The following is a 24,512-nucleotide window of genomic DNA, read 5'->3' on the forward strand; positions in this document are numbered from 1 at the left end:
CATAGCGAATTCGGACTGCAGTATACCCAATATTTTTTTGTAAAAGCGTGTAATTATATGAATATTATCTCCAATGCTAAGCGCCAAGTGATTCTCGATACCGAAACCACGGGTATGAACCAGGGGGCCGGTGCCGTCTATTTTGGCCATCGTATTATCGAGATAGGCTGTGTCGAAGTGATTAACCGTAAGCTGACCGGCCGCCATTTTCACGAATATATCAATCCGATGCAGGCGATCGATGAAGAGGCTATCACCGTCCACGGCATCACCAACGAGTTTGTGGCCGATAAACCGACCTTTGCCCAGGTCGCTCCCGCCTTCCTCGAGTTTATCGACGGCGCCGAGATAGTGGCGCACAACGCGAACTTCGACGTGAGCTTCATGGATCATGAGTTTTCGCTACTTACGCCAAAGGGGCCCAAGACGACAGACATATGTCAGGTGCTGGATTCCCTGGAGATCGCCAAGTTTCTCCATCCCGGTCAGAAGAACAACCTCGACGCCCTGTGTAAGCGTTACGGCATAGATAACTCGCGCCGTGAACTCCACGGGGCTTTGTTGGATGCAGAGATCCTGGCCGATGTTTACCTCATCATGACCGGGGGACAAACCAAGTTTGAACTCTCAAATGAAAAGCCGGGGCAGGAGAGTGGCGGCATCATACGTCTCGCTCAAAATCGCGCAAACCTTAAAGTGATCGGCGCAACGGCCGATGAACTGAGTATGCATGAGCAAAGATTAGATTTGGTCGAAAAATCAGGACAATGTATTTGGCGAGGATAAACGTCATTTTATGAAAAATTGGCTGCTGCGCGCGATTCTTACCTCAGGATTAATGCTGCTCTGTTTGAATGCCACCGCCCAGGTGGTGCCTTCTTCCCAGGCGAGCGAGCTTAAAAACCGTTTCAGAATCGACCATATGGTCGATGAATTGACTCTGTTTGTACAACGGGAGTATGGCAGCGCGCCTGTGATCATAGTGCAGCCCGACGGTAGCAAGTGGTATGTCTCCCGTCATCCCGAGTCGGTACAGTGGGTCGACGGCCTTAGCGGCGACATCATCACCATCAAATCCCCCATGCCGGGGCCTTGGCAATTGTTGGGTAAAGTCGCCAAGGGCTCTAAAATCGACAAGGTGTCCAAACTGGGCATAGAGGTCGACCCCATGCCACAGCCCCTCTATCAGGGCGAGCGCATCAAGGTAACCGCCAAGCTGTTAGGCGACGAGCAGCGCATGCGCATGCCGGGGTTGGATTATCTGGTGGACTGGACGGCGAAATTTATCAGCGAGCACAGACCCGGAGACGAGAACTTTGCCGCCGGTACCCTTATTGTCGGTAGCTATAAGGACAATGGTGAGGGCTTAGACGGCGCGCCGGACGATGGCATCTTTACTGCCGATATCAACCTCAATCAGCCCTGGGGTCACTACCGTTTCTTGGTCAGCGCAAAAAACAGCATCTTCAGTCGCGAGGCTGGCGGTGACATAGTTTTGCTGCCCATGCCGGTTTCCCTATCTGTCATCGCCCCCGAAGATCCATTAAAAGGCCGCTGGCAGGTGGAGGTCATTGTCGATGATGAGCAACTACAGCTGGCCAACACCCATTTCGAGTTTGAGTTAGTGGGCCCTGCCGGTCTGCAGCTGACGCTGCCGGTGCAAAACATTACAGATAAAAGAATGCAGCTGACCCTGCCACAGGTGTCTGAGTTTGGCAGTTATCGCATTAAAGGCATTGCCGCGGCCACCTCAGTCTCTGGGCGCGAGGTATTGCTGACCCTGCCAGAAAAGTTCTTTAATCTGGTGCCGCCGCCCGAGCCGCCACCGACGGCCGAAGAGCTGGCGGCCATTGCGGCCAAGAAGGCGGCCATCGCCGAGGCCAAGGCGAAAGATGATGCCATGTTCTGGATAATCACAGTCAATCTAACGCTGCTGATCTTAGGGACCCTGGCACTCCTAGTATGGCGTAAACGGCAGAACCTTAAGCAGGCACTGGCGGTAACCGCCGCGCGTCTAGAAGAGGAGCGGGCCAAGGAGATGGGACCGACTCTGGATGAGATCGATCTGACCATGCCGGAAGAGGGCGAGCAAAAAGCCACCTAACCGGATAAAAGCTAGCCGTTCTCGTTGAATCCTCTCGTTTGGTTGGCGAATTTTTAACTGATTAGTTTGTTTCAGGAAAAAAGTTATTGACGGGACTAGGTGGCCTAAGTATTATCCATCGCAACTTGATGTGGAGCGGTAGTTCAGTTGGTTAGAATACCGGCCTGTCACGCCGGGGGTCGCGGGTTCGAGTCCCGTCCGCTCCGCCAATCAAGTACCTAATTTTGATGGAATGCCAAGGCGTTTTATCCGAGTTTAGGAGCGGTAGTTCAGTTGGTTAGAATACCGGCCTGTCACGCCGGGGGTCGCGGGTTCGAGTCCCGTCCGCTCCGCCAACTACATTGAAGCCTCGTCAGCAATGACGGGGCTTTTTTGTGTGTTTTTTATAGTACGAACCATATTTAGGATGAGTTGTGCCCGTAGCAGGGTTCGTGTGGTTTCTGTCACTTGTAACGCTTGTATCTAAGTTAAGTTGGTTACCTCTGTTGAAAGCATGGCGACCTGTCGCATCGGGGTCGCGGGTTCGAGTCCCGCCAGCGCCAACACCATCTAAGCCTCGTCAGCAATGACGGGACTTTTGTTTCTCAAATCGCGCGCTAACTAATCAGTACTGTCTTTTTGTCGCTATTCTTACATATTGCTTGCGCTATACATTTGAGCTGACAGTGTTATCTTGCAAACCATGGGGTGTCATAGAGTTAATTGATTATACTCATGCTAATTGCAGGCGCTTCTTTATCATAGACATGTAAGGGATAACGAGAATGGTAGAACAGATCACGGCCATGTTGGGGCTAGTGGGGATCTTGTCAATTGTGTGTCAGTGGCTTGGCTGGCGACTGCGATTACCGGCGATACTCCCACTGTTGTTATGTGGTCTGCTCGTGGGGCCTGTATTTAATTTTCTGGATCCCGATGCCATATTCGGCGATCTGCTGTTTCCTGTCATCTCACTCGGTGTGGCGGTGATCCTGTTTGAGGGGGCGCTGACACTTAACTTCTCCGAGATCCGCGAACATGGTCGCATGGTGACCCACCTGGTGTCGCTCGGCACTTTAGTCACCTGGCTGTGTATCTGTGTTGCGACCCATTTCATCATGGACTTTTCCTGGCAGCTGGCCATGTTGTTTGGCGCGCTGGTGGTGGTGACTGGGCCGACTGTGATAGTGCCTATGCTGCGCAGTATCAAGCCTAAGTCGCAACTGGCCAGCATACTGCGCTGGGAGGGGATAGTGATCGATCCCATCGGTGCCTTGCTCGCGGTCCTGGTGTTTGAGTACCTTACGGTCGCGGCCGAGCCTGCGAGTCATGTGCTGTTATCGCTGTTTTTCATGCTTGGGGTTGGCCTGGGGCTCGGGGCGCTGTTTGGCTGCGGCATAGGCGTAATGCTGCGTCGTGCCTGGGTGCCTCATTATCTGAAAAACACGGCGGTACTCACCATCATGTTGGGCGCCTTCGTGGCATCAAACCTGCTTCAGGAGGAGTCGGGCCTGCTGACCGTTACCGTGATGGGGATCTGGCTGGCGAACATGCGCGGCGTCGATATTGGTGAGATAGTGGAGTTTAAAGAGACGCTGACGGTACTCTTTATCTCGGGTCTCTTCATCTTGTTGGCGGCCAGGTTAGATTCTGCCGCCTTGATGCAGTTGGGCTGGCAGGGTTTGGCGCTTTTGCTGGTGGTGATGTTTATTGCCAGGCCCCTGAGTGTCTGGTGCTGCGCCTTTGGTACCTCGCTGCCCAGAGCCGATAAATGGTTTCTAAGCTGGGTGGCGCCGAGAGGGATCGTCGCCGCGGCGGTATCGTCTCTCTTTGCCATCAAGCTTGAACGTCTCGGGGTGGCCGGCGCCGATAAAATCGTCCCCCTGGTGTTTCTGATCATCATAGGGACGGTCGTTACCCAGAGCCTCACGGCAGGAGCCTGGGCGAAATTTCTCGGGGTAAAGGCGGGGTCTGCCCAGGGGCTGCTTATATTCGGCGCCTCGCAGTTTGCCAGAGAGCTGGCTAAGGTGCTGCTGCAGAAGAATGTGCAGGTGGTACTGGCGGATAATAACTGGGACAACATACGCTTGTCGCGCATGGACAATATCCCCGTCTATTTTGGTAATCCCGCCTCTGAACATGCCGATAACGCGCTCGACATGACGGGAGTCGGCCGACTACTTGTGTTGTCTCCCTATCGTCAACTTAACCCCTTGGTGACCTTTCATTTTCAGGATATTCTCGGCAAGAACAAGGTGTTTGGCCTGGGGAGTGGTGAGGGCAACAGCGCCCGCCATCAGCTGTCCGAGGCCTACCTTAAACGTTTGTGCCTGTTTGGCGATAATGTTACCTACGCCAGGCTCGCCAGTACCATGGCCAAGGGCGGTAAGATCAAGAGCACCAGCCTGACGGAGAATTTCACCTTCGCCGATTTTAAGCTGCGTTATGGTGAAGGCGCCTTGCCGTTGATTTATCTGCAAGAGGGTAAGGTAAAATTAATTACAGAGGCGGTTGATGACCTGCCTGTGGGCATCGAGCTGATCAGCCTGTTATCGGAAGAGGCCCTGAATGAGGCGCAGCTGGCCGATGAGAAGAAGGCGATAATCGATCAAAGCTGCAGTGAACAAAGCGGCGATGAACGAGGCAGTAGTGAGGGTGAACCTAGCAGCGATGCTATTGCCGGTAAGGCGAAGGCAAGGGGGGCTGGCATGAGTGAGGCCAGCATGAGTGAGGAAAGCCAAAAGGCATCGCAGACAGCCAATGAGAAAGCGACAGGCTAATACCAATCGTAATAGATAATTGATCATGCTAGCTTGTTAAAACGCTCGATAACTGTATTAGTATTTTTAATTGTAGAATAACTACTTATCTAAAGATCTTGCGTTGTTCTCAAGGTTTTTCCTGCGCTACTCCTGAGCAAATATTTACTGTGATTGGCTCTAATGTTGTAGAGCTTGTTAGTGGGCAATAAAAAAGGAGGCATTAGCCTCCTTTTTTATGGTTTGTTGGCGCCTATCTAATCGGCTTTAGTTCAGGCCGCTTGATTTTGCGTCTCATCGCTCAGGGTCTGGGCTCTAAGCTCTTCTGGGGCGAAGTCATCGACGTTGATTGACTTCATGCGGCCTATCTCGGCGCGCTCGAGCAGTGCCACTTCCTCATCGCTTAAGATCCCCAGCGCCTTACCTTCGGCGGCGAGTTTATCCAGCCACATGAAGGGGTGACGCTTACCGGTCGCCTTGCAGATCTTATCGTGCAGTGGTTCACAGGCCAGAATATCTTTAAAGGTCTGCTCCTGAATACCCACAGCATTGAAAGGCGATGGGGTCCAGAATTGGCCCTTACCCAGACGATCACGGCTGGCACAAGGGGTTTGCATGATCTTAGCCACCTTATGGTCCAGCACGTCGCTTGGACGTTTAATTGGACGACCAAATGGGAAGAGGATGACTCTCAGTACACGGCCCAGTCCCATTGGGAAGTTGTTGAGCAGATCGTCCAGCGAGTCTTGCAGCTTGTAGAGGGCATCTTCTACCGCCCACTGTACCAGCGCGAGGTCTTCACTCTGGCGGCCTTCGTCCTGATAACGCTTCAGGGTGGCAGAAGCCAGATAGAGCTGACTTAGCAGATCCCCCAGACGCGCCGAGACGCGCTCTTTACGCTTGAGGCCGCCACCAAGGGTCGCCATGGCCAGATCCGATAGCAGTGCCAGGTTGGCGCTGAAACGGTTCATGTGCTGATAGTAACGCTTGGTCTTGTCCTTGTATGGGCTATTTGAGAAGTAGCTCGAGGTCAGGCCTAGCCAGAAGCTGCGCACCAGGTTGCTGGTGGTGAAGCCGATATGACCAAAGAGGGCAGAGTCAAAATCGTTCAGTGACTTATTAAGGTCCGGATCAAACGCCGCTTCCATCTCGGCTAAGACGTAAGGATGGCAACGAATGGCCCCTTGACCATAGATGATCATCGAGCGGGTCAGGATGTTCGCGCCTTCAACGGTAATGGCGATAGGTGCCGCCTGATAACCGCGTCCTAGGTAGTTGTTTTCACCCAGACACACGCCCTTACCGCCGTGAATGTCCATGGCGTCGATGACGCATTTTTGCATTCTGTCGGTCAGGTGATACTTGACGATGGCTGAGATCACCGAAGGCTTCTCGCCTAGATCGATACCTGTGGTCGTTAGCGTGGTGACAGCGTCCATCAGGTAGGCGTTACCGCCGATACGTGCCATCGGTTCTTCGATCCCCTCCAGCTTACCGATAGGCAGCTTGAATTGACGACGAATGCGGGCGTAGGCACCAGTGGCCACGGCTGCGGTCTTGATGCCACCTGCAGAGTTAGAGGGCAGGGTGATGCCGCGACCAACAGAGAGGCACTCGACCAGCATGCGCCAGCCCTGACCGGCCATCTCTGGACCACCGATGATGAAATCCAGTGGCACAAATACTTCGTTACCGCGCGTCGGACCATTTTGGAACATACAGTTTAGCGGGAAGTGACGACGACCGGTTTCGACACCTGGCACATCCGTTGGGATCAGGGCGCAGGTGATACCGAGCTCTTCCTTGTCACCCAGTAGCTTGTCGGGATCTTGCAGCTTAAAGGCCAGACCCAGCACGGTAGCGATCGGCGCCAGGGTGATATAACGCTTGTTCCAGGTGAGCTTCATGCCCAGCACTTCTTCGCCTTGCCATTGGCCTTTACAGACGATACCGAAGTCAGGGATAGCGCCGGCATCCGAACCCGCTTCCGGGCTGGTAAGGGCGAAACAGGGGACTTCCAGGCCTTTGGCCAGGCGAGGCAGATAATGATCTTGCTGCGCCGGCGTACCATAGTGTTGTAGCAGCTCGCCGGGGCCGAGTGAGTTGGGTACGCCCACGGTAGATGCTAGCTCGCTGCTAACGCCCGCCAGCTTTTGTAGTACGCGAGACTGGGCATAGGCAGAGAATTCCAGACCACCATATTTCTTCTTGATGATCATGGCGAAGAAGCCGTTGTCTTTGAGGTATTGCCAGATAGATTCTGGCAGATCGCCGAGTTGGTGAGAAACCTGATGCTGGTTGAGCATCTTACAGACTTCCTCTACCGGTCCTTCGATAAACGCCTGCTCTTCGGCGGTTAGACGGGCGACAGGGTAGTTGTGAAGCTTCTTCCAGTTGGGTTTACCGGCAAAGAGATCCGCTTCCCACCAGGTGGTACCGGCTTCGATCGCTTCTTTCTCGGTGGAAGACATCTCCGGCATGATCCCTTTATAGAGTTTCAGTAGCGGACGGGTGATCACGCTTTTTCTGAAGGCACCTATGTTGATGGGAAGGGCGATGGCCAAAAAGACCAGCCAAGCAAGAGGGGAAATGCTTGCGGTTGCTGTACCCAGCGCCATCACGATAGCCGCGATGATGGTCGAGGTCAGCAGGGATACTCTAAGGTAGGCTAAGGCGCCTAATGCAAAGAGCATCACAAAAATCCAAAGTAAGCTAGTCACGGTAATTCTCCTTCAATAGCGACCGAAAGCTGCTCGATGTCAGCATTTTTTATATGACCATAATCACAATTATAGATGCTGGTCAGACCTGTGTCGCATAAAATCTAACCCTATGGCGGGTTTTATACAAGCATTTTTCAAACAATTGTTTAACTTTTTTGTTGAGGCGAGGATTCCACAAATTGGGTCAAGTCGTTAGAATTAATCAAGATAAGCAATTTTAGAGTGAAGGTGTCTTTTTATGTGTGAGTTGCTGGCCATGAGTGCCAATGTGCCCACGGATATCGTATTTAGTTTTACCGGGCTGGCAGAGCGTGGTGGCGTCACCGGGCCACACGTCGATGGTTGGGGGATCACCTTCTATGAGGGCAAGGGGAGTCGTACCTTTAAGGATGCTACCCCCAGCAGTCAGTCTCATGTGGCGCAGTTGATCAAGTCCTACCCCATTAAGAGTGAAGTGGTGGTGAGCCATATTCGTCAGGCGAACCGCGGCTGTGTGTCGCTGGAAAATACCCATCCCTTTACCCGCGAATTGTGGGGACGCTACTGGACCTATGCCCATAATGGTCAGCTGAGCGATTATCAGCAAAAATTTGCCGTGAGACGTTACCAGCCAGTCGGCGATACTGATAGCGAGCTGGCGTTTTGCTGGATCTTAGAGAAGGTGGTCGAGCGCTTTGGCGATGAGGCGCCATCGGATCTACTGCCCGTGTATCGCTTTATCGCCACCTTGGCCGATGAGATCCGTGCCCTCGGGGTGTTTAACATGATCTTAAGCGATGGTGAGCACCTGATGAGTTATTGCAGTAACAACCTGTGCCACATTACCCGCCGAGCCCCCTTTGGTAAGGCCAAGCTTATCGATACCGATGTGGTGATCGATTTCGACAAAGAGACCACGCCTAACGATATCGTGACCGTTATCGCCACCAGGCCGCTGACCGATAATGAAGACTGGCACATTTTAAAGCCGGGAGAGTGGAAGCTGTTTGCCCGGGGCGAGATTGTCTTAAGCCAAGAGACCGACGACTAGTCGGCTAAGTGTTTAATAAAAGAAGGGGCCTAGGCCCCTTTTTAATGCTGCTCGCGCAAGCTTTGCGACAATTGACTCTTGCTATGACCCTGGCTATGACTTTGGCGGCATCTGGGGTGGCGTATCGGCGGCGACTTTTGGCTGCTCCGTGGTTTGTTTATCGGTTTGCGCCATGATCGGCTCGCTGTAGTGATAATTTAGCAGCTGGATATCCAGCTGTTTGCTGCCTTTCTCGAAGTGGGTGAGTCTGACGGGCAGGTAGCCGAGTTTGGGGGACATCCAGAAAAAGGTTTGGCGCTTGTCGTTGTCACGCACGACTTCTATCTTGACCGTCTCATAGGTGCCGCTCGGGAGCACCATGCGCTCCTTACTGACCACCTTGAAGTCATATTCATCGATCTCGCCGCTCTTGAGCATCTTGTAGTGCAGCTTGTCGCTGCCCTTCATGATATCGAGCCTAAATTGCAGTTGTACCATCAGGGGGTCGAAGAGATCCTGCGTATAGGGAAACTTAGCCCTTTCATCCTTATAGCGGCTATGTACCAGTTTTTGATCGAGCACATAGGCCGACTGCTCCTGATAGTCTGAGCCGGTACCGCTGCGGTTATGGATATAACGCATGGGCACCAGCTGTCCTCCCTCCTCGCTGAAGGTACTGATGACGGTGCGCTTATCCCATAGCATCAGCAGGCTGACATCGCTGTCGAAACGGTATTGGTACAAGTTATCCTGGGGCGCCGGCAGTTGATAGCGTGCCTTGCCCAGTTCTATGCTGCCATAGTTCACCTGATACTCCGCCGTGTGCGGGGTTAAGGGGGATTCATCGGCCTGCGCGCTTAAGGCAATGGCACAGAAAGATGAAATCATGAATGCGGATTTGAATATCGACAAGGCCTTCTCCCGATCACGATAAGTTAAAAGGGTAATGCAAACACTAGGGTCGCCAGATCCGGCTGCCACTCATACTTGGACAGCTTTACCCGACCTCGGTTCACTTCTATCGCTTCACTTCTTAATCTCTGCATCTGCTCGATAAAATGGGGGCTGGTCTCGGGAAAGGCGATCTTGCCCTGGCTGTTGATCACTCGATGCCAGGGGAGCGCTAACGTATCGGGCGCCATCTTGAGGGCGCGAGAGACATAGCGTGCTCGCCCTGGCAGGCCGGCGAGATCGGCTATCTTGCCATAGGAGCTGACATGCCCCTCGGGGATCAGGGCAACCACGTGCCATATCTTGGCCATGGGCGATAACTGTGTCTGATTCACGCTGTCTCCGTTCTGGCCTTAAGGCATCTCATTGTCAAGGAAATGCTTAGTTAGCCTGAGTTTAATGTGTCTTGCCAGGCGTTTGCTAGGTGCAATGGCTATGTTCTGATAGTAAACCAGTTTCTAGATAATTTCTAAGGATAACGGGGTGAGTGAAGTGAAGGCTGGACGCTTTAACCGTCGCTGGTATTGGCTTGAGTATGTATGGAGTGGGATGACAGACAGGTCGATGGGACTTTGACCTGTCTGTTGCTTGATTATCGGTTTATTGCCTGTCTGCTAATACCAAGATAAATCTCGCCTTTTTTGATAAGCATTTTTCAACTGGCATCTGTCGACTAGCTCTGTGCGCCTAAGGCATTAGGCTGCGCCGGCGATAACGCCTGTTTGGCTCCGATACGATGAAACAGCACTAGCCCTATGGCGGCCAGCAGGCCAAATCCGCCTATGATGTACCACATTAAGGCGGGCTGGTTTGCGCCCTTGGCGATTTCGGCGTAGAGGTAGCCAGATAGCGGGCCAGCCAGCAAGAAGCCGATGGCCGATGAGACAAAATAGTAACCCATAAACATCGCCTTCTTATCCTGGGGGGCAAAGCTGGCCACATATTCCTGACTCTTAGGTGAGGCCACCATCTCACCGATGGAAAATACCAAGATGGAGGTGAGTACCATGGCGCCGCCCATGAGTATGCCGTGGGCGAGTCCGCCTAGCGCCGTGCCTAGCCCAAGAATCAGGGTGCCAGCCACCAAAACCGGCAGCGGACTGAATCGCTCGGCGATGCGGCTCACCATCACCTGCATCAACACGATAGAGAGAAAATTGAGCCCGATAAGGTACTCGGGGTTTATCTGGCGATACTGCAGGGCAAACTGCTGAGCATATTGACTGGCGAGCTCTGGCGCTTGCGCGATAATTCCTAACGCCTCCCCGAGTTCTTCTCTTGGGATCATCACCTTGGCATGCACCAGATCGAAGTAGGCGTCTGACAGGCTCAGGCTACCGGCGCCATAGGCCTTTGCCGTACCGAGCAGTTCGTCACCGAGTAGCGTGATATCCACGGGGGCGAAGAAGTCGAGCAGTCCGGGCCAGGGGGCTAGCATGGCGACTAGGTCCGAGGTATCGACAAAATCGCGAATATAGATGGGCAGGGTGATGAAGATCTGTTGGTAGACCATCCAGAAGCCGGAAAGGATAAGCAGGTAGATCACGAAGGGCTTGTTGCCAAGGGCGATCTTCTGCAGATACCAGGGCAGTTGCTTGTCAGATTTGGCGAGGGCATTCCAGATCATATGCAGGCTAAACCACACCAGGTAGATGGTCAGGCACTGCTCGCCGCTGATCCACTTGGCGCCGTAGGAGAGCAGGATCACTAAGGTGCCGAAAAACAGCAGGGCGAAACGGGCATTGCCCAGCACCTCTTGAATATCCCTGAATACCTGAGACAGTGACTTACCCCGCTGCTGGTGAGGATTGGTCGGTTCGTGATAGAAGAAGAGTGCCGGAATGAAATTTATGCCGATCCAGATTGCCGACATGATGAAGACCCAGTCCCAGCTGATGGCGCGGACATAGCCGGCGATGAAGGGGCCGAGGAAGCCGCCCACATTGACCATCATATAGAAGATGCCAAAACCCAGGCCTCGGTTGGTGTGATCTGTGGTGCGTGCCACAGTGCCCGTCACCACAGGTTTAAAGCAGGCTGCGCCGATGGCGACCCCCATGAAGGCGATGAAGAAGCCGCTAAAGCTGCTCACCTGACCTAGGAGGAAATAGCTGGGGCACATGATGGCGTAGGCGATAAGAAACATCTTACGGTAGCCATAGCGATCGGCCAGTGCACCGGTAAGTACAGGAAACAGGTAGAGAAAGAAGGGGATCATTCCCTGCAGCAGGCCACGCTCCTGTTCGCTAAAGCCTAAGCCGCCTTGGTGAGCAGGAGAGGTCATATAGAGGGAGGAGAGGGTAAAGAAGCCATACCAGGCGAGACGCTCGAAGATCTCCATGGTATTGGCCACATAAAAGGTACTGGGCAGAGGGGTACGTATAGGGGTCGTCATCATCATTCTCGTATATTGTATACATTTATCTGGTCATGCTATCGACTTGAGCGATGAAATACAAGTCGGCTGCAAGGCTTGGCCTGAAGGGAAAACCCGATTGCGGTTGCCTTTAATGTGATTTCGGTCATAATGGCACCACTTTATATGCCTAATTTGATTAACCAGAACCTGAGACTATGCCTGTACTCGATATATTGACCATTCCTGATGAGCGCCTGAAACGTAAGGCCAAGCCCGTAGAAGACATTGCCGCCGTGCAAGGTTTTATCGATGATCTGATCGAAACCATGTACCACACAGACGATGGCATTGGGCTCGCCGCTACTCAGGTGGGCAGCGAACACGCCATCTTAGTGATCGATCTGTCTGAGGATCGCGATCAGCCCATCGTGGTGATCAATCCTGAGTTCGTCGAGCGTTCGGGCGAGATCGTCGGCGAAGAGGGCTGTCTCTCAATTCCTGGCTACCGCGCCAAGGTGACACGTTTCGAAAAGGTGAAGGTCAAGGCGCTTAACCGTCAGGGTGAGGCCTTTGAGATCGAGAGCGATGACTTCCTGGCAATCGTGCTGCAACACGAGATGGATCATCTCGATGGCAAGGTCTTTATCGAGCACCTGTCGCCCCTCAAGCAGCAGATAGCGCTCAAGAAGGTCAAGAAATACCGTTGATCGACGCCGATAACCGATAAAGCCACCTTAGGGTGGTTTTTTTGTGCCTGCGCGGTGTGAATCCCGCGCTTTGACTTCAATGAGCCGCTGCAACTGATTGTCGCAAAACAGCTATCTCTGTTCACCGATGAAAATCAGTGGCTAGCTTGCCCTCTTGCTTAAGCCAGAGGCAGAGAGTGCGGCTTATGCCGTCAAGCAGTGGAAGGATCTCGAAAGAGCACCCGTTTTCGGGCTTGTGATCTGCCCATTTATAAATATACTGTATTTATATACAGTATTGTTTCGATTTCCATGTTTAAGGTAAGCAGGGTTAGCGCTGCCTGGGAAAGATGCCAGATTGATGTCGTGGCTCTGTTACGGTCCAGCTGCGGTATAAGTCGTGGTTCAGTCGTGATTGGGTCGTGACTAGGTCATGATTCAGTCGCGATTAGCTCTTGGCATCTTAGTGTTAACAGCTCAAGGCTAACAACTCAGCCATCCCTTAAGCGAATCGAATGAGAGCGGGTGCATCATGGCCTTGGCAGATCTTCAACTTGAACGTTTACTCCAGCGCGCCGATCTTTGGCGCGGCGATGCCTATCATCCCCAGCAAGAGGGGCAGGATAGCGGTTATCCTGAGCTTAATCGCCATCTAGGGCAGGGAGGCTGGCCTAATCAGGGGCTATGCGAAATCTTCTCTGCCAGCGAGGGGATTGGCGAGCTGAGCCTTGTACTGCCGCTGATGCGCCGCCTGATCCCTAACGCATCGACCGAAGGTTGTGGTACCGGGCTGGTGAGCCTGGTGGCGCCGCCTCATGTGCCTTATCCCCAAGCGTTAGCGATGCAGGGCATAGATATCAGCCGTCTCTTGTGGATCGACACCCAGGCGGTGAAGGAGCAGCTATGGGCGCTCGAGCAGATCTTAACTAGCGGCGTCTCGCCTCTGGTCTTATGTTGGCTTAAGGAGCTCAGTGTCAGTCAGGCCAGGCGCTTGCAGCTTGCCTGCGAGAAGGGCGAGAGTCTGTGTTTCTGCTATCTGCCAGATAAGATGAAGGAGCAGGCCCATCCCGTGCCGCTGCGGATCGCCTTGCAGGCTAACACCGAGGCAGGAACAGATAAGCCGCTCGAGACCCAGGTAGATATTTTAAAGCGCCGTGGTGGTTGGCCGGCGCCGGGCTTTTCCTTATCGCTTCTGCCCGAGCTATTGGCTCAGAGCCTGATGCTCGATGTGGCTACAGAGAGGGGACGGGAGAAGGAATGGGAGGATGAACTGGATAGGAAGCTGGATAGACCTCAGGAGAGCGCCCAAGTCTTGCAAGGTCCCTGGAGTGCTTAGATGCTGTGGCTTGCGGTCTATTTTCCTCACTGGTTACTTCAGTATCAAGGCTACCATCAAGGTTTGCCCCAGGGCAGCGAGCTGGCCCTCTTCGAGCGTCAGTCCAGTCAGATCCTTATCGCCTCAAGCGCTGCGGCTAAGCTGGGGGTCGAGACGGGCCAGAGTCTGGCGACCGCCCAGGCGCTCAGCCCATCGCTGCAGTTATTAGCCTATGAGCCCTCTTTGAGTCAGGAGGCCAGCCATTGGCTGTGCCAGTGGAGCTATGGTTACAGCGCCAGGGTCGTGCCGCCCGTCTGCCCGTTCGAGCAGGCCAGGCAAAAGAAACCGAATGAGTCGCCGAGTCTGACAGACACCTTGCTGCTGGAGGTAGGCTCGATGGCGAAGGTTTTCGGCGGCCTGGACAGACTCATCAGCCAGTATCATAAGACAGCCCAGGATTATGGGCTCGAGTGCCAGTTTGCCCTGGGAGAGAATGCACTGCTGGCTCAGCTAGGGGCCAGATACCGGCCTATGTTCAGGCAGGCTGGTGAGCCATCAGATGACTATTGGCCGTTATCACAAAAGAATGAGCCGTTGTCACAAGAGAATGCGCCGTTGTCACAAGAGAATACGCGATTGCTGCGAGACAATGAGCCGCAGGGCATGTCAGTGGCGCCAGCCTATCCCCAAGGCGCAGAGATTGAAGAAGTAGCCCCCGAGGTGTTAGCGCAGCAGGCCTATGGTCAGGAGCGGCTATCACAGGAGGAGCTATCACAAGAGAGGCTATCACAGGAGGAGTTTGTCCAGGTTACTCTCGCCCAAATCGCGTCTTTGCCGGTCTCTGTCTTGCCATTGCCGCAACATGTGTTGCAGGCCCTTGAGAATATGGGGCTGACCCAGGTTAAGGCGCTGCTTACCTTGCCGTTCAAGGAGCTTGGTGAGCGTTTTGGCGAGACCGTGCTGACCCTACTGGCTCGCCTCAAAGGTCAGCTACCCCAGGTGCATGAGTTTTATCAGATGCCTGAGTCTTATCGCCACAAGCTGGCCTTGCTCTATGAGGTGAGTCACCTCGAAGGCTTGGCCTTTCCCCTTGGGCGCATGTTAGGGACGCTATCGGCCTATCTTGTACAGCGTCAACAGGCGGTGCTGGCGCTGTCATTAACCTTAGTGTTTCGCGATCTGAATCTAGCCCCGCTACGCTGTGAGATCCGTTACCCCTTCGCCGAACATAGGGCCGACGCCCTGCTTAAGCTTTGCCGCGTGCAACTGGAGCGTCTTACCCTGGAGGCACCGGTGACTAGCCTGGCGATTCAGGCCGATACGCTGGTGGCACTGTCGGTGCAGACACCCCATTGGTGGCAGGGTGAGGGGGAGAGCGATGCCAGCATGCGTCTGTTATCCCTGCTTGAGGCGCGTTTAGGGGCAGACAAGGTTAAGGGACTTGAGAATCACAGTCATCACCTGCCGGAGCAGAGCTGGCAGAGCCGCAGCCTTTCTCAAAACCGTTTGGGTGCCCAGGGACGCAAGGGAGCGAGTCAGGATGCTATGGTCTCAGGGAGCAACCTGTGCGCCGAGCCAAGGGCCAGCTATCAGGGTAAGACCCGTGCGCTGAGCGAGGAGGCGACCTTGTTTACGGATCTGTTTCATGGCCTGTGTGACGGCCGCATTCGGCCCAATTGGCTACTGCGTCAGCCTGAGCCAATTGGGCAGGAGTCGGTGAGCCTGCTCAAGGGCCCGGAGCGACTGCATAGTCCCTGGTCGGCGAGTCCGCCGCGGGATTATTATCTTGCCCGCCGACACCATGGCGGACTCTGCTGGGTGTTTCGCACGCCTGAGGGCTTATTCCTGCAGGGATGGTTTGGCTAATGCGCACCCAATCACAGCACACTGAGCCACAGTATGCCGAATTACACGCTCTCTCCAATTACAGCTTTTTGCGGGGGGCCTCTCACCCCCATGAGCTGGTGGAGCAGGCCAAGCGCCTGGGCTATCAGGCGCTGGCGTTGACCGACGAATGTTCCTTCGCCGGTGTGGTTAAGGCCCATGAGGCGGCTAAGCGCTGCAACCTTAAGTTGATCTTGGGCGCCGAGTTTCATCTCGATGAGGGGCTGTTTGTGCTGCTGGCACCCAGTCGTCTGGCCTATGGCGAGATCAGCGCCCTGGTCACCCAGGCCAGGCGGAGTCAGAGTAAGGGCGAGTACAGGGTGAGCCTAGAGGCTATCCTGGCTCAGCAGCAGAGCCTGCTGCTGTGGCGGCCACCGACTCTGGCGCAGTTTAGGCAAGGCGGCGGGGGAGCGAGCGCAGAGCCCGATATGTTATCTCGTTATCGTGAGCACATAGGAGGCATAGCCTCACGGCTGGTTTCAGCCTTTTCGGGACGCCTGCATCTCTTGATGGAGCGACTCTTGCTGCCGGGAGAGGCACTCAACCTACAGCAATGGCAATGGCTGAGTCAGGCCCAGGCGATCCCCTGTGTGGCGGCCGGTGGCGTGCGCATGCATGAGGCGGAGCGTCAGCCGCTGCTCGATATCTTGACCTGTATCGCCCATGGGCGGGATCTCGATAGCGGTGCGGCCCTATGCTCCATCAACGCTGAAGCCAGCCTCAAGCCAATAGCGGCGCAGCGTAAACGCTACCCTCAGGCGTGGATCGACAACGCCCTGGCGCTGGCCCGTCGCTGTCATTTCTCCCTGGATGAACTCGAATATGAGTACCCGGCGGAGGTGGTACCAGCCGACATGCAGGCCAGTGAGTATCTGGCGCAGGCGGTGCGGGAAGGGGCCAAACGGCGCTTTCCGGCCGGGGTGCCCGCTAAGGTGAAGATGCAATATGAGAAGGAGCTGCAATTGATTGCGGCGATGGCCTATGAGTATTTCTTTCTCACCATCTATGACATCGTCTGTTTCGCCAAATCCCAGCAGATCCTCTATCAGGGGCGGGGCTCGGCGGCGAACTCAGTGGTCTGTTACTGCCTGGGGATCACCGAGGTGGATCCCACTAAGATCAACATGTTGTTCGAACGCTTCATCTCTAAGGAGCGTAACGAGCCGCCGGATATCGACGTGGACTTCGAGCATGAGCGGCGCGAGGAGGTGATTCAGTATATCTACCGCAAATATGGCCGTGAGCGCACCGCGCTTGCCGCGGCGGTGATCTGCTACCGCTTCAAGAGTGCCATGGGCGATGTGGGCAAGGCGCTGGGAATAGATGCCGAGCAGATCGCCCTGATGATTAAGCGCATAGATCGCCGGGATCCCAAGCACCACTGGACGACTCAGCTGGCCGCCATGCTGCCAGACTCGGGGCGCGGACGCATGTTGCTGCCCCTAGTGCAGACGCTGATCGGCTTTCCCCGTCACCTGTCGCAGCACGTAGGCGGTTTTATCATCTCGGCGGGCCCCTTGTCTGAGCTGGTGCCCATTGAAAATGCGGCCATGGCGGAGCGCACAGTGATCCAGTGGGATAAAGATGATCTAGAGACCCTAGGGCTGCTCAAGGTGGATATCCTGGCGCTGGGTATGCTGACGGCGATCCGCAAGACCTTTGCCTTGCTGAGTCGACCCGAGAAAGGCTTTTCCATGGCCGATGTGGTCTGGGAGGAGGCGGAGGTCTATCGCATGTTGCAGAAGGGCGACAGCATAGGCGTGTTTCAGGTCGAGTCGCGGGCCCAGAGCGCCATGCTGCCAAGGCTTAAGCCTGCCTGCTATTACGACCTCGTGGTACAGATCGCCATCGTCAGGCCTGGGCCAATCCAGGGGGATATGGTGTATCCCTACCTGAGACGAAGGGACGGCCTGGAAGCGGTGGAGTATCCTAGTCCGGCGGTCGAGTCCGTGTTATCTCGCACCATGGGCGTGCCTATCTTTCAGGAGCAGGTGATCCAGCTGGCCATGGTGGCTGCCGGTTTTAGCGGCGGTGAAGCGGATCAGCTGCGTCGGGCGATGGCAAGCTGGAAACGCACCGGTGAGCTGGATAAGTTTGAGGCTAAGTTGCTCAAGGGGATGGCGGCGCGCGGCTACAGCCAAACATTTGCCGAGCAGATTTACCGGCAGATCAAGGGCTTCGGCGAGTATGGTTTTCCCGAGTCCCATTCGGCCAGCTTCGCCCTGCTGGCCTATGTGTCGGCCTATCTTAAGCATCATTATCCGGCGGCCTTCTGCTGCGCCTTACTCAACAGCCAACCCATGGGGTTTTACAGCCCGTCGCAGCTGATCCAGGATGTGTTGCGTCACCATGTCATGGTGTTGCCGGTATGCGTCAATCACAGCGACTGGGAGAATAGTCTGGTGAGCCTGCAGGAAGGCGAGGAACCGGCGATCCGCCTAGGCTTTCGCCAGGTCAAAGGCCTGAGGCATGAGGATATCAAGGTGCTGATTCAGGCGCGTCCAGAGGGGGGCTTTAAGCGAGTCGAGCAGCTCTATGAGACTGGTCTGTCTCAGGGCTGTCTGACCCTACTGGCCAGCGCCGATGCCCTGTTGAGCCTGGCTGGACACAGGTATCAGGCGCGCTGGCAACTCAGTGCCTATCAGCCGAGCCTGCCACTGTTTGATGAACTGCCGCCAGCTTCTAGCCAGGTGGTGTTGGCGCCTCCCAGCGAGATGGCGGCCATGCAGAGTGATTATCGCCACCTGGGACTCAGCCTAGGGCGCCATGTGATGGCGCAGCTCAGGGAGCAGATGCCATTTAAAGGCTGTCTGCGCGCCGCAGAGCTATCAGGTTGTCGTCACGGGCAGCTGGTTCGCGTGGCCGGAGTGGTCGTGGGACGTCAGCGTCCGGGGACCGCCTCGGGCGTCACCTTCGTGACACTGGAAGATGAGACGGGCAACATCAATGTGATCGTCTGGAGCGCCACGGCCAGGGCGCAGCGACAGCCATTTCTAACATCAAAAATTTTAAAGGTAACCGGCGTACTTGAGACGCAATCTGGTGTGTCACATATTATTGCCGGCAGGCTGGATGACCTATCTGGCATGGTGAATGATTTTGAGTCAAGCTCGCGAGATTTTCGTTAGTGCCGGGAGCCATTGGAGCTGTGCTCTGTTTGTCTCTCCACTATTTATCTTTCAACTGAGTGCTGTTCAACTTAATGCCTCTCCACTGTTTGCCTCTCTACTGAGTGTCTTTCCACCGAGCGCCTTGGCGTTACTTTGCTTATGGCGTTTGTCATGGTACTTGTTATGGCATTTGTCATAGCACTTTGAGGTATACTCATCGCTTGCATTTTACATTCATTATTCTGTCATTTTATTTTTTAGATAGGGCGCTTTCACCTAAGGGGAGAGCGCCTTTCATCAAGGCTTTTCACCGAGCGTTAGCTGAGTATGCCCCATGGGTAAAAAAGCCTGGGAAGAGCTTGGGTAAAGGAATACTGGGTAAAGGAAGACGGGAAAAGAAAAACAGAGTGAAGGGAAAACTGGGTGAAAAGCAACAGAGTGAAGGAGAAAGGGTGAAGTTTGTCTTACTAACACACGAGCGAGAGTACGATCGTCCCAGTAACACTGGTCAGCTGGCGTTAGCCGCTTTTCCCGAACTTTGTCGCCGCGTGCGCTGGTCTCGGATTGCGCCCGATGAGGCGCTGAAACAAGCCTGCGAGTCGGGCGATGCCCTGTTGTTGTTTCCCAAGGAATCTAACCTTGATCAGGCAGATAATGGGGAGAGTGTGGATGAGGCTGACTCGTCCGTGCAACTTCTGGCAGCGTCATTTCTGAATGAGCAGAACCAGGCTAACCAGTGTGGGATGCTGGGCGTAGGACAGGTGATCATTCTCGATGCCACCTGGCAGGAAGCGAGAAAGATGGTGCGCCAAACGCCCTATCTGCAAGCGGCAAGACGGTTGACCCTAGAAGAATGCAAGCCCTCCCGTTATCGTCTGAGGCGTAACCAGTTGTCCGAGGGGCTGTGCACCATAGAGTGCATCATTAGCCTGATGAATCGCTTTGGAATGAGCCAAGCGGCGCAGCAGCTGGATGAGGCCTTTGACGCCTTTATGTTGGAGCATTAGGGTTGGAGCACTAGGGTTAGAGCGCCTAGGTTAACGCACCTGAGTTAGCGCAGCTGAGTTAAATCATCTGAATTAAATCACCGTCAGATAGACGCATAAAAAGTGACTGAGGGCGCCGGCTAGGACAAACAGATGCCAGATGGCGTGATTATAGGGGATGCGTTTACCCACGTAGAAGATCACCCCGACACTGTAGAAGATCCCGCCCGCCAAGAGTAGCTGAAATCCCAGCGGACTCATGGCGGCCAGCAGTTGTTTCATCACTATGACACACAACCAGCCCATCACTAGATAGAGCACCAGGCTAAAGGCCTTGAAGCGATGAATAAACAGCGTCTTGAACAGGATACCGCCAAGAGCCAGCGCCCAGATGGCGACTAGAATGGCATCGGCTTCGACACTATCGAGCAGGATCTGCATCAGGGGAGTGTAGGTGCCGGCGATCAGCAGGTAGATGGCGCAGTGATCGGCTATCTTGAGTCGATGTTTTAATTTGGGCGCGGAGACGCTGTGATAGAGGGTAGAGCAGAGAAACAGGAGTATGATGCTCAAACAGTAGAGCGCCAATCCACCAAGCTGTAAATCGGTTAGCCTGTCCCATCCCTTGAGTAGCGAAAACACCAATGCCATGATCCCTGCAATAACCCCCAGGCCATGACTGAGGGCATTGGCTAGCTCTTCGGCGCGACTATAGGGGGCGACGTTTGTTCCTAAGTTGGGCTGGGTATCCAGGGGGATCTCTTGGGGGGGCATTGTTTGTGTCCGCATGGTTTGTGGTGGCATTACACTCTCTAAAACTGGTTAGACCTCATTAGTGCCGAGTCTAACAGCAAGCTTTCAAAAAATAAATGATTTAGCGTACATATGTACGCTTAAATTGTGTGGATATATTTTAGTGTTTGAATATATTGGCTTTTAAATCTCACTCTGTCCACCATGTATCCTTGGCGGAACTTATCGCATCTCATCACCTCTAAAGCGCTAAGTGACCCAAGGAAAAGATGAGTTGGTATTGCGAGTGCTCCCTAAGGATAGTCAGCCTCCCTGGCCGTGCCCCAATTTTAATCTTGATATTGATATTGATCTTGATATCGATGTTGCGCCGTCAGCCTTCAGTCATTTCGTCAATGAGCCTGCAGACAGTCAGCAAGCTAAGCTGACAGAAGTTCCCCTTGCTAAAGGCCTGCTTGTGAGAGTTGGCCGCATGGATCTGGCTATCTTCTTGGTTGTCCTCTTCACGCATCTTGCACTGCTGACCTTGTTGAGTTGGCAGTTCGAAGGGCCATATTTGCAGCAAAGTATGCCGAAGGACAAGAAAGCCATAAGTGCCTATATGCTGACTCAGGCAGAGTTGGATGCCATGAGGGCTAGGTCTCAACCTCAACCTCAACCTCAACCTCAACCTCAACCTCAATTTCAGGTACAGTCTCAGGTTCAGTCTAAGCCTCAGTCTAAGCTTAAACCTCGTTCTCTGCCTGCCAATGCTTCTACACAAACGCCTCCTAAACCAACACAAAGCGAGTTAGATGACAGTGCAAATAGCCAGCGCGCATCGACTGAGGAGAAACCGACGCCGCAGGGTGCCGTTAAGGCCAATGCCGCGCTGATTAAGCCGTTATCTGCAGAGGAGGTTGCTGCTAGTCGAGCAACCGATATTGAGCCAATTACTACTCAATCCACGAATCCCAAAACCACAGATAGTAAGGCATCTCAGGCTGTGCCCAAAGCCGAGACTTCTGATGCTCACAAGGAGGAGAAGGCATTTTCTTTCGAAGATGCGCCCGGCCTTAACCTTAGCTCAGACATTAGCACAGACCTTAGTTCAGATCTTGGCCCTGCTGGTGAGCCGATATCAGCCTATTCGGGGGCGGTAAGCGCCATGACGGGTGACTACATGGCCAGAGACAGGCAGGCGCAGTTGGACAACTTAGTCCAGAGTGCTGCCACAAATGCCACCCAGAAGAAGTCCATGAGTGAGATGGATGGTGATATGAGGGTATTGGCCCTACCTAAGGAAAATGAGTATGAGACGGCAATCACCTTAGACAGTAAGGTGGATCCCAATCGCATCGTCAAGATAGGGGATACCTGTTATCGCGTGGTGAGTGTGGCGACACCAATTAACCCCCATGGGGAAAACTTAGGCTTCCCCTTTAAGTGTAGTGGCGACAAGGTGAAACAGGCGATAAAAGAGGGGCTAGATAAGCATCTGAGCATGATGGGAGTGAGTCAAAAAGGGAAAAATTAGCGTGATATATTTTCACTTAAAACATAGTTTATCTTATTGCTGATTTTTAAGTGTATGTTTTTTGATGTTATTTTAATGTCGATATTTTTGTTTGTATCTGCATCGTTGTGGGGGTTGTCACCCTCAATCTCTTAGGTCTATACTGAGGCCCTCTTGTCGGAGTGCCATTAGGCTGAGACCGTTAATTCGGGATCCGTTGAACCTGATCAGGTTAGTCCCTGCGAAGGAAACAAGCATTATATGACCATAGTGTCGCCGCCGTTTTATCGGCCTGTCGAAAGCCCGCGCTGATGAACAGCGAGCTTAATTCGAGCGACACCCAGCATATTTTTGAATTAGGCCATTTGGCCTGACTCAATGCCCTCAACGCCAAACTTCTCCAGACAAGCAACTTCATCTAACCCTATAGTGAGATTGCTTATGTCAACACGTCGTGAAATGCGAGCAGAGGCCCAGGCCTTTATCGATAACCTTAAACCGCTACAACACCCTAATTCCCAGAAGTTTTACCTAAGCGGTAGCAGGCCAGATCTTAAGGTTGCCATGCGGCAGATTTTTCAGTCCGATACCCTGATCGGCGGCACCGCCGAGGCGCCTGTCTATGAGCAGAATCCGCCCATTAACGTCTATGATTGCGCCGGGCCCTATTCGGACCCTAACGCCGATATCGATGTGCGTCACGGCTTGGTAAAGCTGCGATCTCAGTGGATCGCCGAGCGCGGCGATACCCAGGTACTCGAGCAGGTTAGCTCAGGTTTTACCCAGCAGCGCCTGGCCGATGAAGGCTTAGACCATCTCAGGTTCGAGCATCTGCCTAGGCCCAGACGCGCCCTTGATGGCAAGGTGGTGACTCAGATGCATTATGCGAGGCGCGGCATCATCACCCCCGAGATGGAGTATGTGGCCCTGCGTGAAAACATGGCCCGCGAGAGCGTGACCCAAGAGGTGCTTAACCAGCGCGCACCGGGTGAGAGTTTCGGTGCCAAGGTGGGCGAGCCCATTACCCCCGAGTTTGTGCGTCAGGAGCTGGCGGCGGGCCGGGCTATCTTGCCGCTGAACATCAACCACCCCGAGGCCGAACCTATGATCATCGGCCGTAATTTTCTAGTTAAGGTCAATGCCAACATAGGTAATTCGGCGGTCACTTCGTCTATCGAAGAGGAGGTGGAGAAGCTGGTGTGGGCCACCCGCTGGGGCGCAGATACAGTGATGGATCTCTCCACCGGCCGCTATATTCACGAGACCCGCGAGTGGATAGTGCGTAATTCACCCGTGCCCATAGGCACAGTGCCCATCTATCAGGCACTGGAGAAGGTCAATGGCGTCGCCGAAGACCTTACCTGGGAGATCTTCAGAGATACCCTGATAGAGCAGGCGGAGCAGGGGGTGGATTACTTTACCATACATGCGGGCGTGCTCCTGCGCTATGTGCCCATGACGGCCAAACGCCTCACGGGTATTGTCTCCCGTGGCGGTTCTATCATGGCCAAATGGTGCCTCTCTCATCACAAGGAAAACTTCCTCTATGAACATTTCGATGAGATCTGCCAGCTGTGCGCCGCCTACGATGTTTCGCTGTCTCTGGGTGATGGCATGCGTCCAGGCTCCATTGCCGATGCCAACGATGAGGCGCAGTTTGCCGAGTTGGAAACCCTCGGCGAGCTGGTGAAGAAGGCCTGGCAATATGATGTGCAGACCATTATCGAGGGGCCGGGCCATATCCCGATGCAGCTGATCAAAGAGAATATGGATAAGCAGCTCGAGCTGTGCGACGAGGCGCCGTTTTACACTCTGGGGCCGCAAACCACAGACATCGCCCCCGGCTATGATCACTTTACCTCTGGCATAGGTGCGGCGATGATCGCCTGGTATGGCTGCGCCATGCTCTGTTACGTGACGCCTAAGGAACATCTCGGCCTGCCGAACAAGGAAGATGTGAAACAGGGGCTGATCGCCTACAAGATTGCTGCTCATGCTGGTGATGTGGCTAAGGGCCATCCTGGCGCGCAGATCCGCGACAATGCCTTGTCTAAGGCCAGATTCGAGTTTCGCTGGGAAGATCAATACAACCTGGGGTTGGATCCCGACACCGCCAGGGCGTTTCACGACGAATCCCTGCCGCAGGAGTCGGCCAAGGTGGCCCATTTCTGCTCCATGTGCGGCCCCAAGTTTTGCTCGATGAAGATCACTCAAGAGGTACGCGAGTACGCGGCGGCTCAAGCCATCGAGGTGAGAGAGATTGAAGTGTCGGATGTCGATGGTGATAACCCAAAGGCGGATATCCAGCAGGGGATGGCGCAGATGTCGGCTCAGTTTAAGCAAAGTGGTGGCGCGCTCTATCACAGTGCGGCATTGGCAGACATTGAAGAGGTATAGCC

Annotated in this window: 16 protein-coding genes, 2 tRNA genes and 1 riboswitch; of the genes, 13 read left to right on the top strand and 5 right to left on the bottom strand. The window is 54.1% G+C overall.

The window, feature by feature from the left end; all coding sequences use genetic code 11:
• Positions 1 to 57: 57 nt before the first annotated feature.
• From dnaQ to L2731_RS04630, 5 genes are all read left to right on the top strand, one after another.
• Positions 58 to 786: a DNA polymerase III subunit epsilon gene (gene dnaQ, locus L2731_RS04610; protein WP_239850663.1), complete on the top strand. Its 729-nt coding sequence runs from the start codon at positions 58 to 60 to the stop codon at positions 784 to 786.
• A 52-nt stretch (positions 787 to 838) separates the two neighbouring features.
• Entirely contained in the window at positions 839 to 2,104 is a 1,266-nt protein-coding gene (locus L2731_RS04615; protein ID WP_249252276.1) for a TIGR03503 family protein, read from the top strand.
• A gap of 132 nt (positions 2,105 to 2,236) precedes the next feature.
• Positions 2,237 to 2,313, top strand: a tRNA-Asp gene (locus L2731_RS04620).
• A gap of 49 nt (positions 2,314 to 2,362) precedes the next feature.
• Positions 2,363 to 2,439: transfer RNA gene (locus L2731_RS04625), tRNA-Asp, on the top strand.
• A 429-nt stretch (positions 2,440 to 2,868) separates the two neighbouring features.
• Positions 2,869 to 4,863: a cation:proton antiporter gene (locus L2731_RS04630; protein WP_249252063.1), complete on the top strand. Its 1,995-nt coding sequence runs from the start codon at positions 2,869 to 2,871 to the stop codon at positions 4,861 to 4,863.
• 251 nt (positions 4,864 to 5,114) lie between these two features.
• On the opposite strand, the gene fadE is transcribed toward L2731_RS04630, so the two are convergent.
• Entirely contained in the window at positions 5,115 to 7,562 is a 2,448-nt protein-coding gene (gene fadE, locus L2731_RS04635) for an acyl-CoA dehydrogenase FadE (RefSeq protein ID WP_249252064.1), read from the bottom strand.
• A 241-nt stretch (positions 7,563 to 7,803) separates the two neighbouring features.
• On the opposite strand from fadE, the gene L2731_RS04640 reads away from it, so the two are divergent.
• A complete protein-coding gene (locus L2731_RS04640; RefSeq protein WP_249252065.1) occupies positions 7,804 to 8,595 on the top strand; it encodes a class II glutamine amidotransferase in 792 nt (263 codons plus the stop codon).
• 93 nt (positions 8,596 to 8,688) lie between these two features.
• Here the strand turns inward: L2731_RS04640 and L2731_RS04645 are convergent, their stop codons facing one another.
• The 3 genes from L2731_RS04645 to L2731_RS04655 all read right to left on the bottom strand — a co-directional run bounded on the left by L2731_RS04645 (position 8,689) and on the right by L2731_RS04655 (position 11,920).
• Positions 8,689 to 9,462: a DUF3108 domain-containing protein gene (locus tag L2731_RS04645; RefSeq protein WP_249252278.1), complete on the bottom strand. Its 774-nt coding sequence runs from the start codon at positions 9,460 to 9,462 to the stop codon at positions 8,689 to 8,691.
• Positions 9,463 to 9,509: 47 nt separating this feature from the next.
• Complete coding sequence (locus tag L2731_RS04650; protein WP_239851099.1) at positions 9,510 to 9,836, bottom strand: MGMT family protein; 327 nt, start codon at positions 9,834 to 9,836, stop codon at positions 9,510 to 9,512.
• A 362-nt stretch (positions 9,837 to 10,198) separates the two neighbouring features.
• Positions 10,199 to 11,920 (bottom strand): MFS transporter, encoded by a 1,722-nt coding sequence (locus L2731_RS04655; protein ID WP_249252066.1) that lies wholly within the window; start codon positions 11,918 to 11,920, stop codon positions 10,199 to 10,201.
• A gap of 179 nt (positions 11,921 to 12,099) precedes the next feature.
• Here L2731_RS04655 and def point away from each other — a divergent pair, with 179 nt between their 5' ends.
• From def to L2731_RS04680, 5 genes are all read left to right on the top strand, one after another.
• Positions 12,100 to 12,591 carry a peptide deformylase gene (gene def, locus L2731_RS04660; RefSeq protein WP_239850658.1) on the top strand — a complete coding sequence of 164 codons (492 nt, stop codon included), beginning with the start codon at positions 12,100 to 12,102 and terminating at the stop codon, positions 12,589 to 12,591.
• A 511-nt stretch (positions 12,592 to 13,102) separates the two neighbouring features.
• Positions 13,103 to 13,906, top strand: a complete 804-nt coding sequence (gene imuA / locus L2731_RS04665) for a translesion DNA synthesis-associated protein ImuA (RefSeq protein WP_249252067.1) — start codon at positions 13,103 to 13,105, stop codon at positions 13,904 to 13,906.
• The gene (locus L2731_RS04670) at positions 13,907 to 15,751 is read left to right on the top strand and encodes a Y-family DNA polymerase (protein WP_249252069.1); all 1,845 of its coding nucleotides are present in this window, start codon (positions 13,907 to 13,909) and stop codon (positions 15,749 to 15,751) included. It abuts the gene before it with no gap.
• Positions 15,751 to 18,897 (top strand): error-prone DNA polymerase, encoded by a 3,147-nt coding sequence (locus L2731_RS04675; protein ID WP_249252071.1) that lies wholly within the window; start codon positions 15,751 to 15,753, stop codon positions 18,895 to 18,897. Before L2731_RS04670 ends, L2731_RS04675 begins: the two co-directional genes overlap by 1 nt.
• A 434-nt stretch (positions 18,898 to 19,331) precedes the next feature.
• A complete protein-coding gene (locus L2731_RS04680; RefSeq protein WP_239850654.1) occupies positions 19,332 to 19,886 on the top strand; it encodes a DTW domain-containing protein in 555 nt (184 codons plus the stop codon).
• 72 nt (positions 19,887 to 19,958) lie between these two features.
• Here the strand turns inward: L2731_RS04680 and trhA are convergent, their stop codons facing one another.
• On the bottom strand, positions 19,959 to 20,639 hold the full coding sequence (trhA, locus tag L2731_RS04685) for a PAQR family membrane homeostasis protein TrhA (RefSeq protein WP_239850653.1): 681 nt from the start codon (positions 20,637 to 20,639) through the stop codon (positions 19,959 to 19,961).
• 232 nt (positions 20,640 to 20,871) lie between these two features.
• Between trhA and L2731_RS04690 the strand changes: the two genes are divergently transcribed.
• Together L2731_RS04690 and thiC are read left to right on the top strand one after the other, a co-directional pair.
• On the top strand, positions 20,872 to 22,134 hold the full coding sequence (locus tag L2731_RS04690) for a hypothetical protein (RefSeq protein WP_249252072.1): 1,263 nt from the start codon (positions 20,872 to 20,874) through the stop codon (positions 22,132 to 22,134).
• Between the two features lie 147 nt (positions 22,135 to 22,281).
• Positions 22,282 to 22,380, top strand: a riboswitch (TPP riboswitch).
• Between the two features lie 174 nt (positions 22,381 to 22,554).
• A complete protein-coding gene (thiC, locus tag L2731_RS04695) occupies positions 22,555 to 24,510 on the top strand; it encodes a phosphomethylpyrimidine synthase ThiC (RefSeq protein WP_283165023.1) in 1,956 nt (651 codons plus the stop codon).
• Positions 24,511 to 24,512 lie beyond the last annotated feature (2 nt).

It is taken from the genome of Shewanella aquimarina (assembly GCF_023349185.1).
Taxonomy (GTDB): Bacteria; Pseudomonadota; Gammaproteobacteria; order Enterobacterales; family Shewanellaceae; genus Shewanella; species Shewanella aquimarina.

Coding starts and splice junctions, on each gene's coding strand:
- L2731_RS04675 (WP_249252071.1), top strand. CDS start 15,751: ATGCGCACCCAATCACAGCACACTGAGCCACAGTATGCCGAATTACAC.
- trhA (WP_239850653.1), bottom strand. CDS start 20,639: ATGCCCCCCCAAGAGATCCCCCTGGATACCCAGCCCAACTTAGGAACA.
- def (WP_239850658.1), top strand. CDS start 12,100: ATGCCTGTACTCGATATATTGACCATTCCTGATGAGCGCCTGAAACGT.
- L2731_RS04670 (WP_249252069.1), top strand. CDS start 13,907: ATGCTGTGGCTTGCGGTCTATTTTCCTCACTGGTTACTTCAGTATCAA.
- L2731_RS04655 (WP_249252066.1), bottom strand. CDS start 11,920: ATGACGACCCCTATACGTACCCCTCTGCCCAGTACCTTTTATGTGGCC.
- dnaQ (WP_239850663.1), top strand. CDS start 58: ATGAATATTATCTCCAATGCTAAGCGCCAAGTGATTCTCGATACCGAA.
- L2731_RS04645 (WP_249252278.1), bottom strand. CDS start 9,462: ATGATTTCATCTTTCTGTGCCATTGCCTTAAGCGCGCAGGCCGATGAA.
- thiC (WP_283165023.1), top strand. CDS start 22,555: ATGTCAACACGTCGTGAAATGCGAGCAGAGGCCCAGGCCTTTATCGAT.
- L2731_RS04640 (WP_249252065.1), top strand. CDS start 7,804: ATGTGTGAGTTGCTGGCCATGAGTGCCAATGTGCCCACGGATATCGTA.
- L2731_RS04630 (WP_249252063.1), top strand. CDS start 2,869: ATGGTAGAACAGATCACGGCCATGTTGGGGCTAGTGGGGATCTTGTCA.
- L2731_RS04615 (WP_249252276.1), top strand. CDS start 839: ATGCTGCTCTGTTTGAATGCCACCGCCCAGGTGGTGCCTTCTTCCCAG.
- L2731_RS04650 (WP_239851099.1), bottom strand. CDS start 9,836: ATGGCCAAGATATGGCACGTGGTTGCCCTGATCCCCGAGGGGCATGTC.
- imuA (WP_249252067.1), top strand. CDS start 13,103: ATGGCCTTGGCAGATCTTCAACTTGAACGTTTACTCCAGCGCGCCGAT.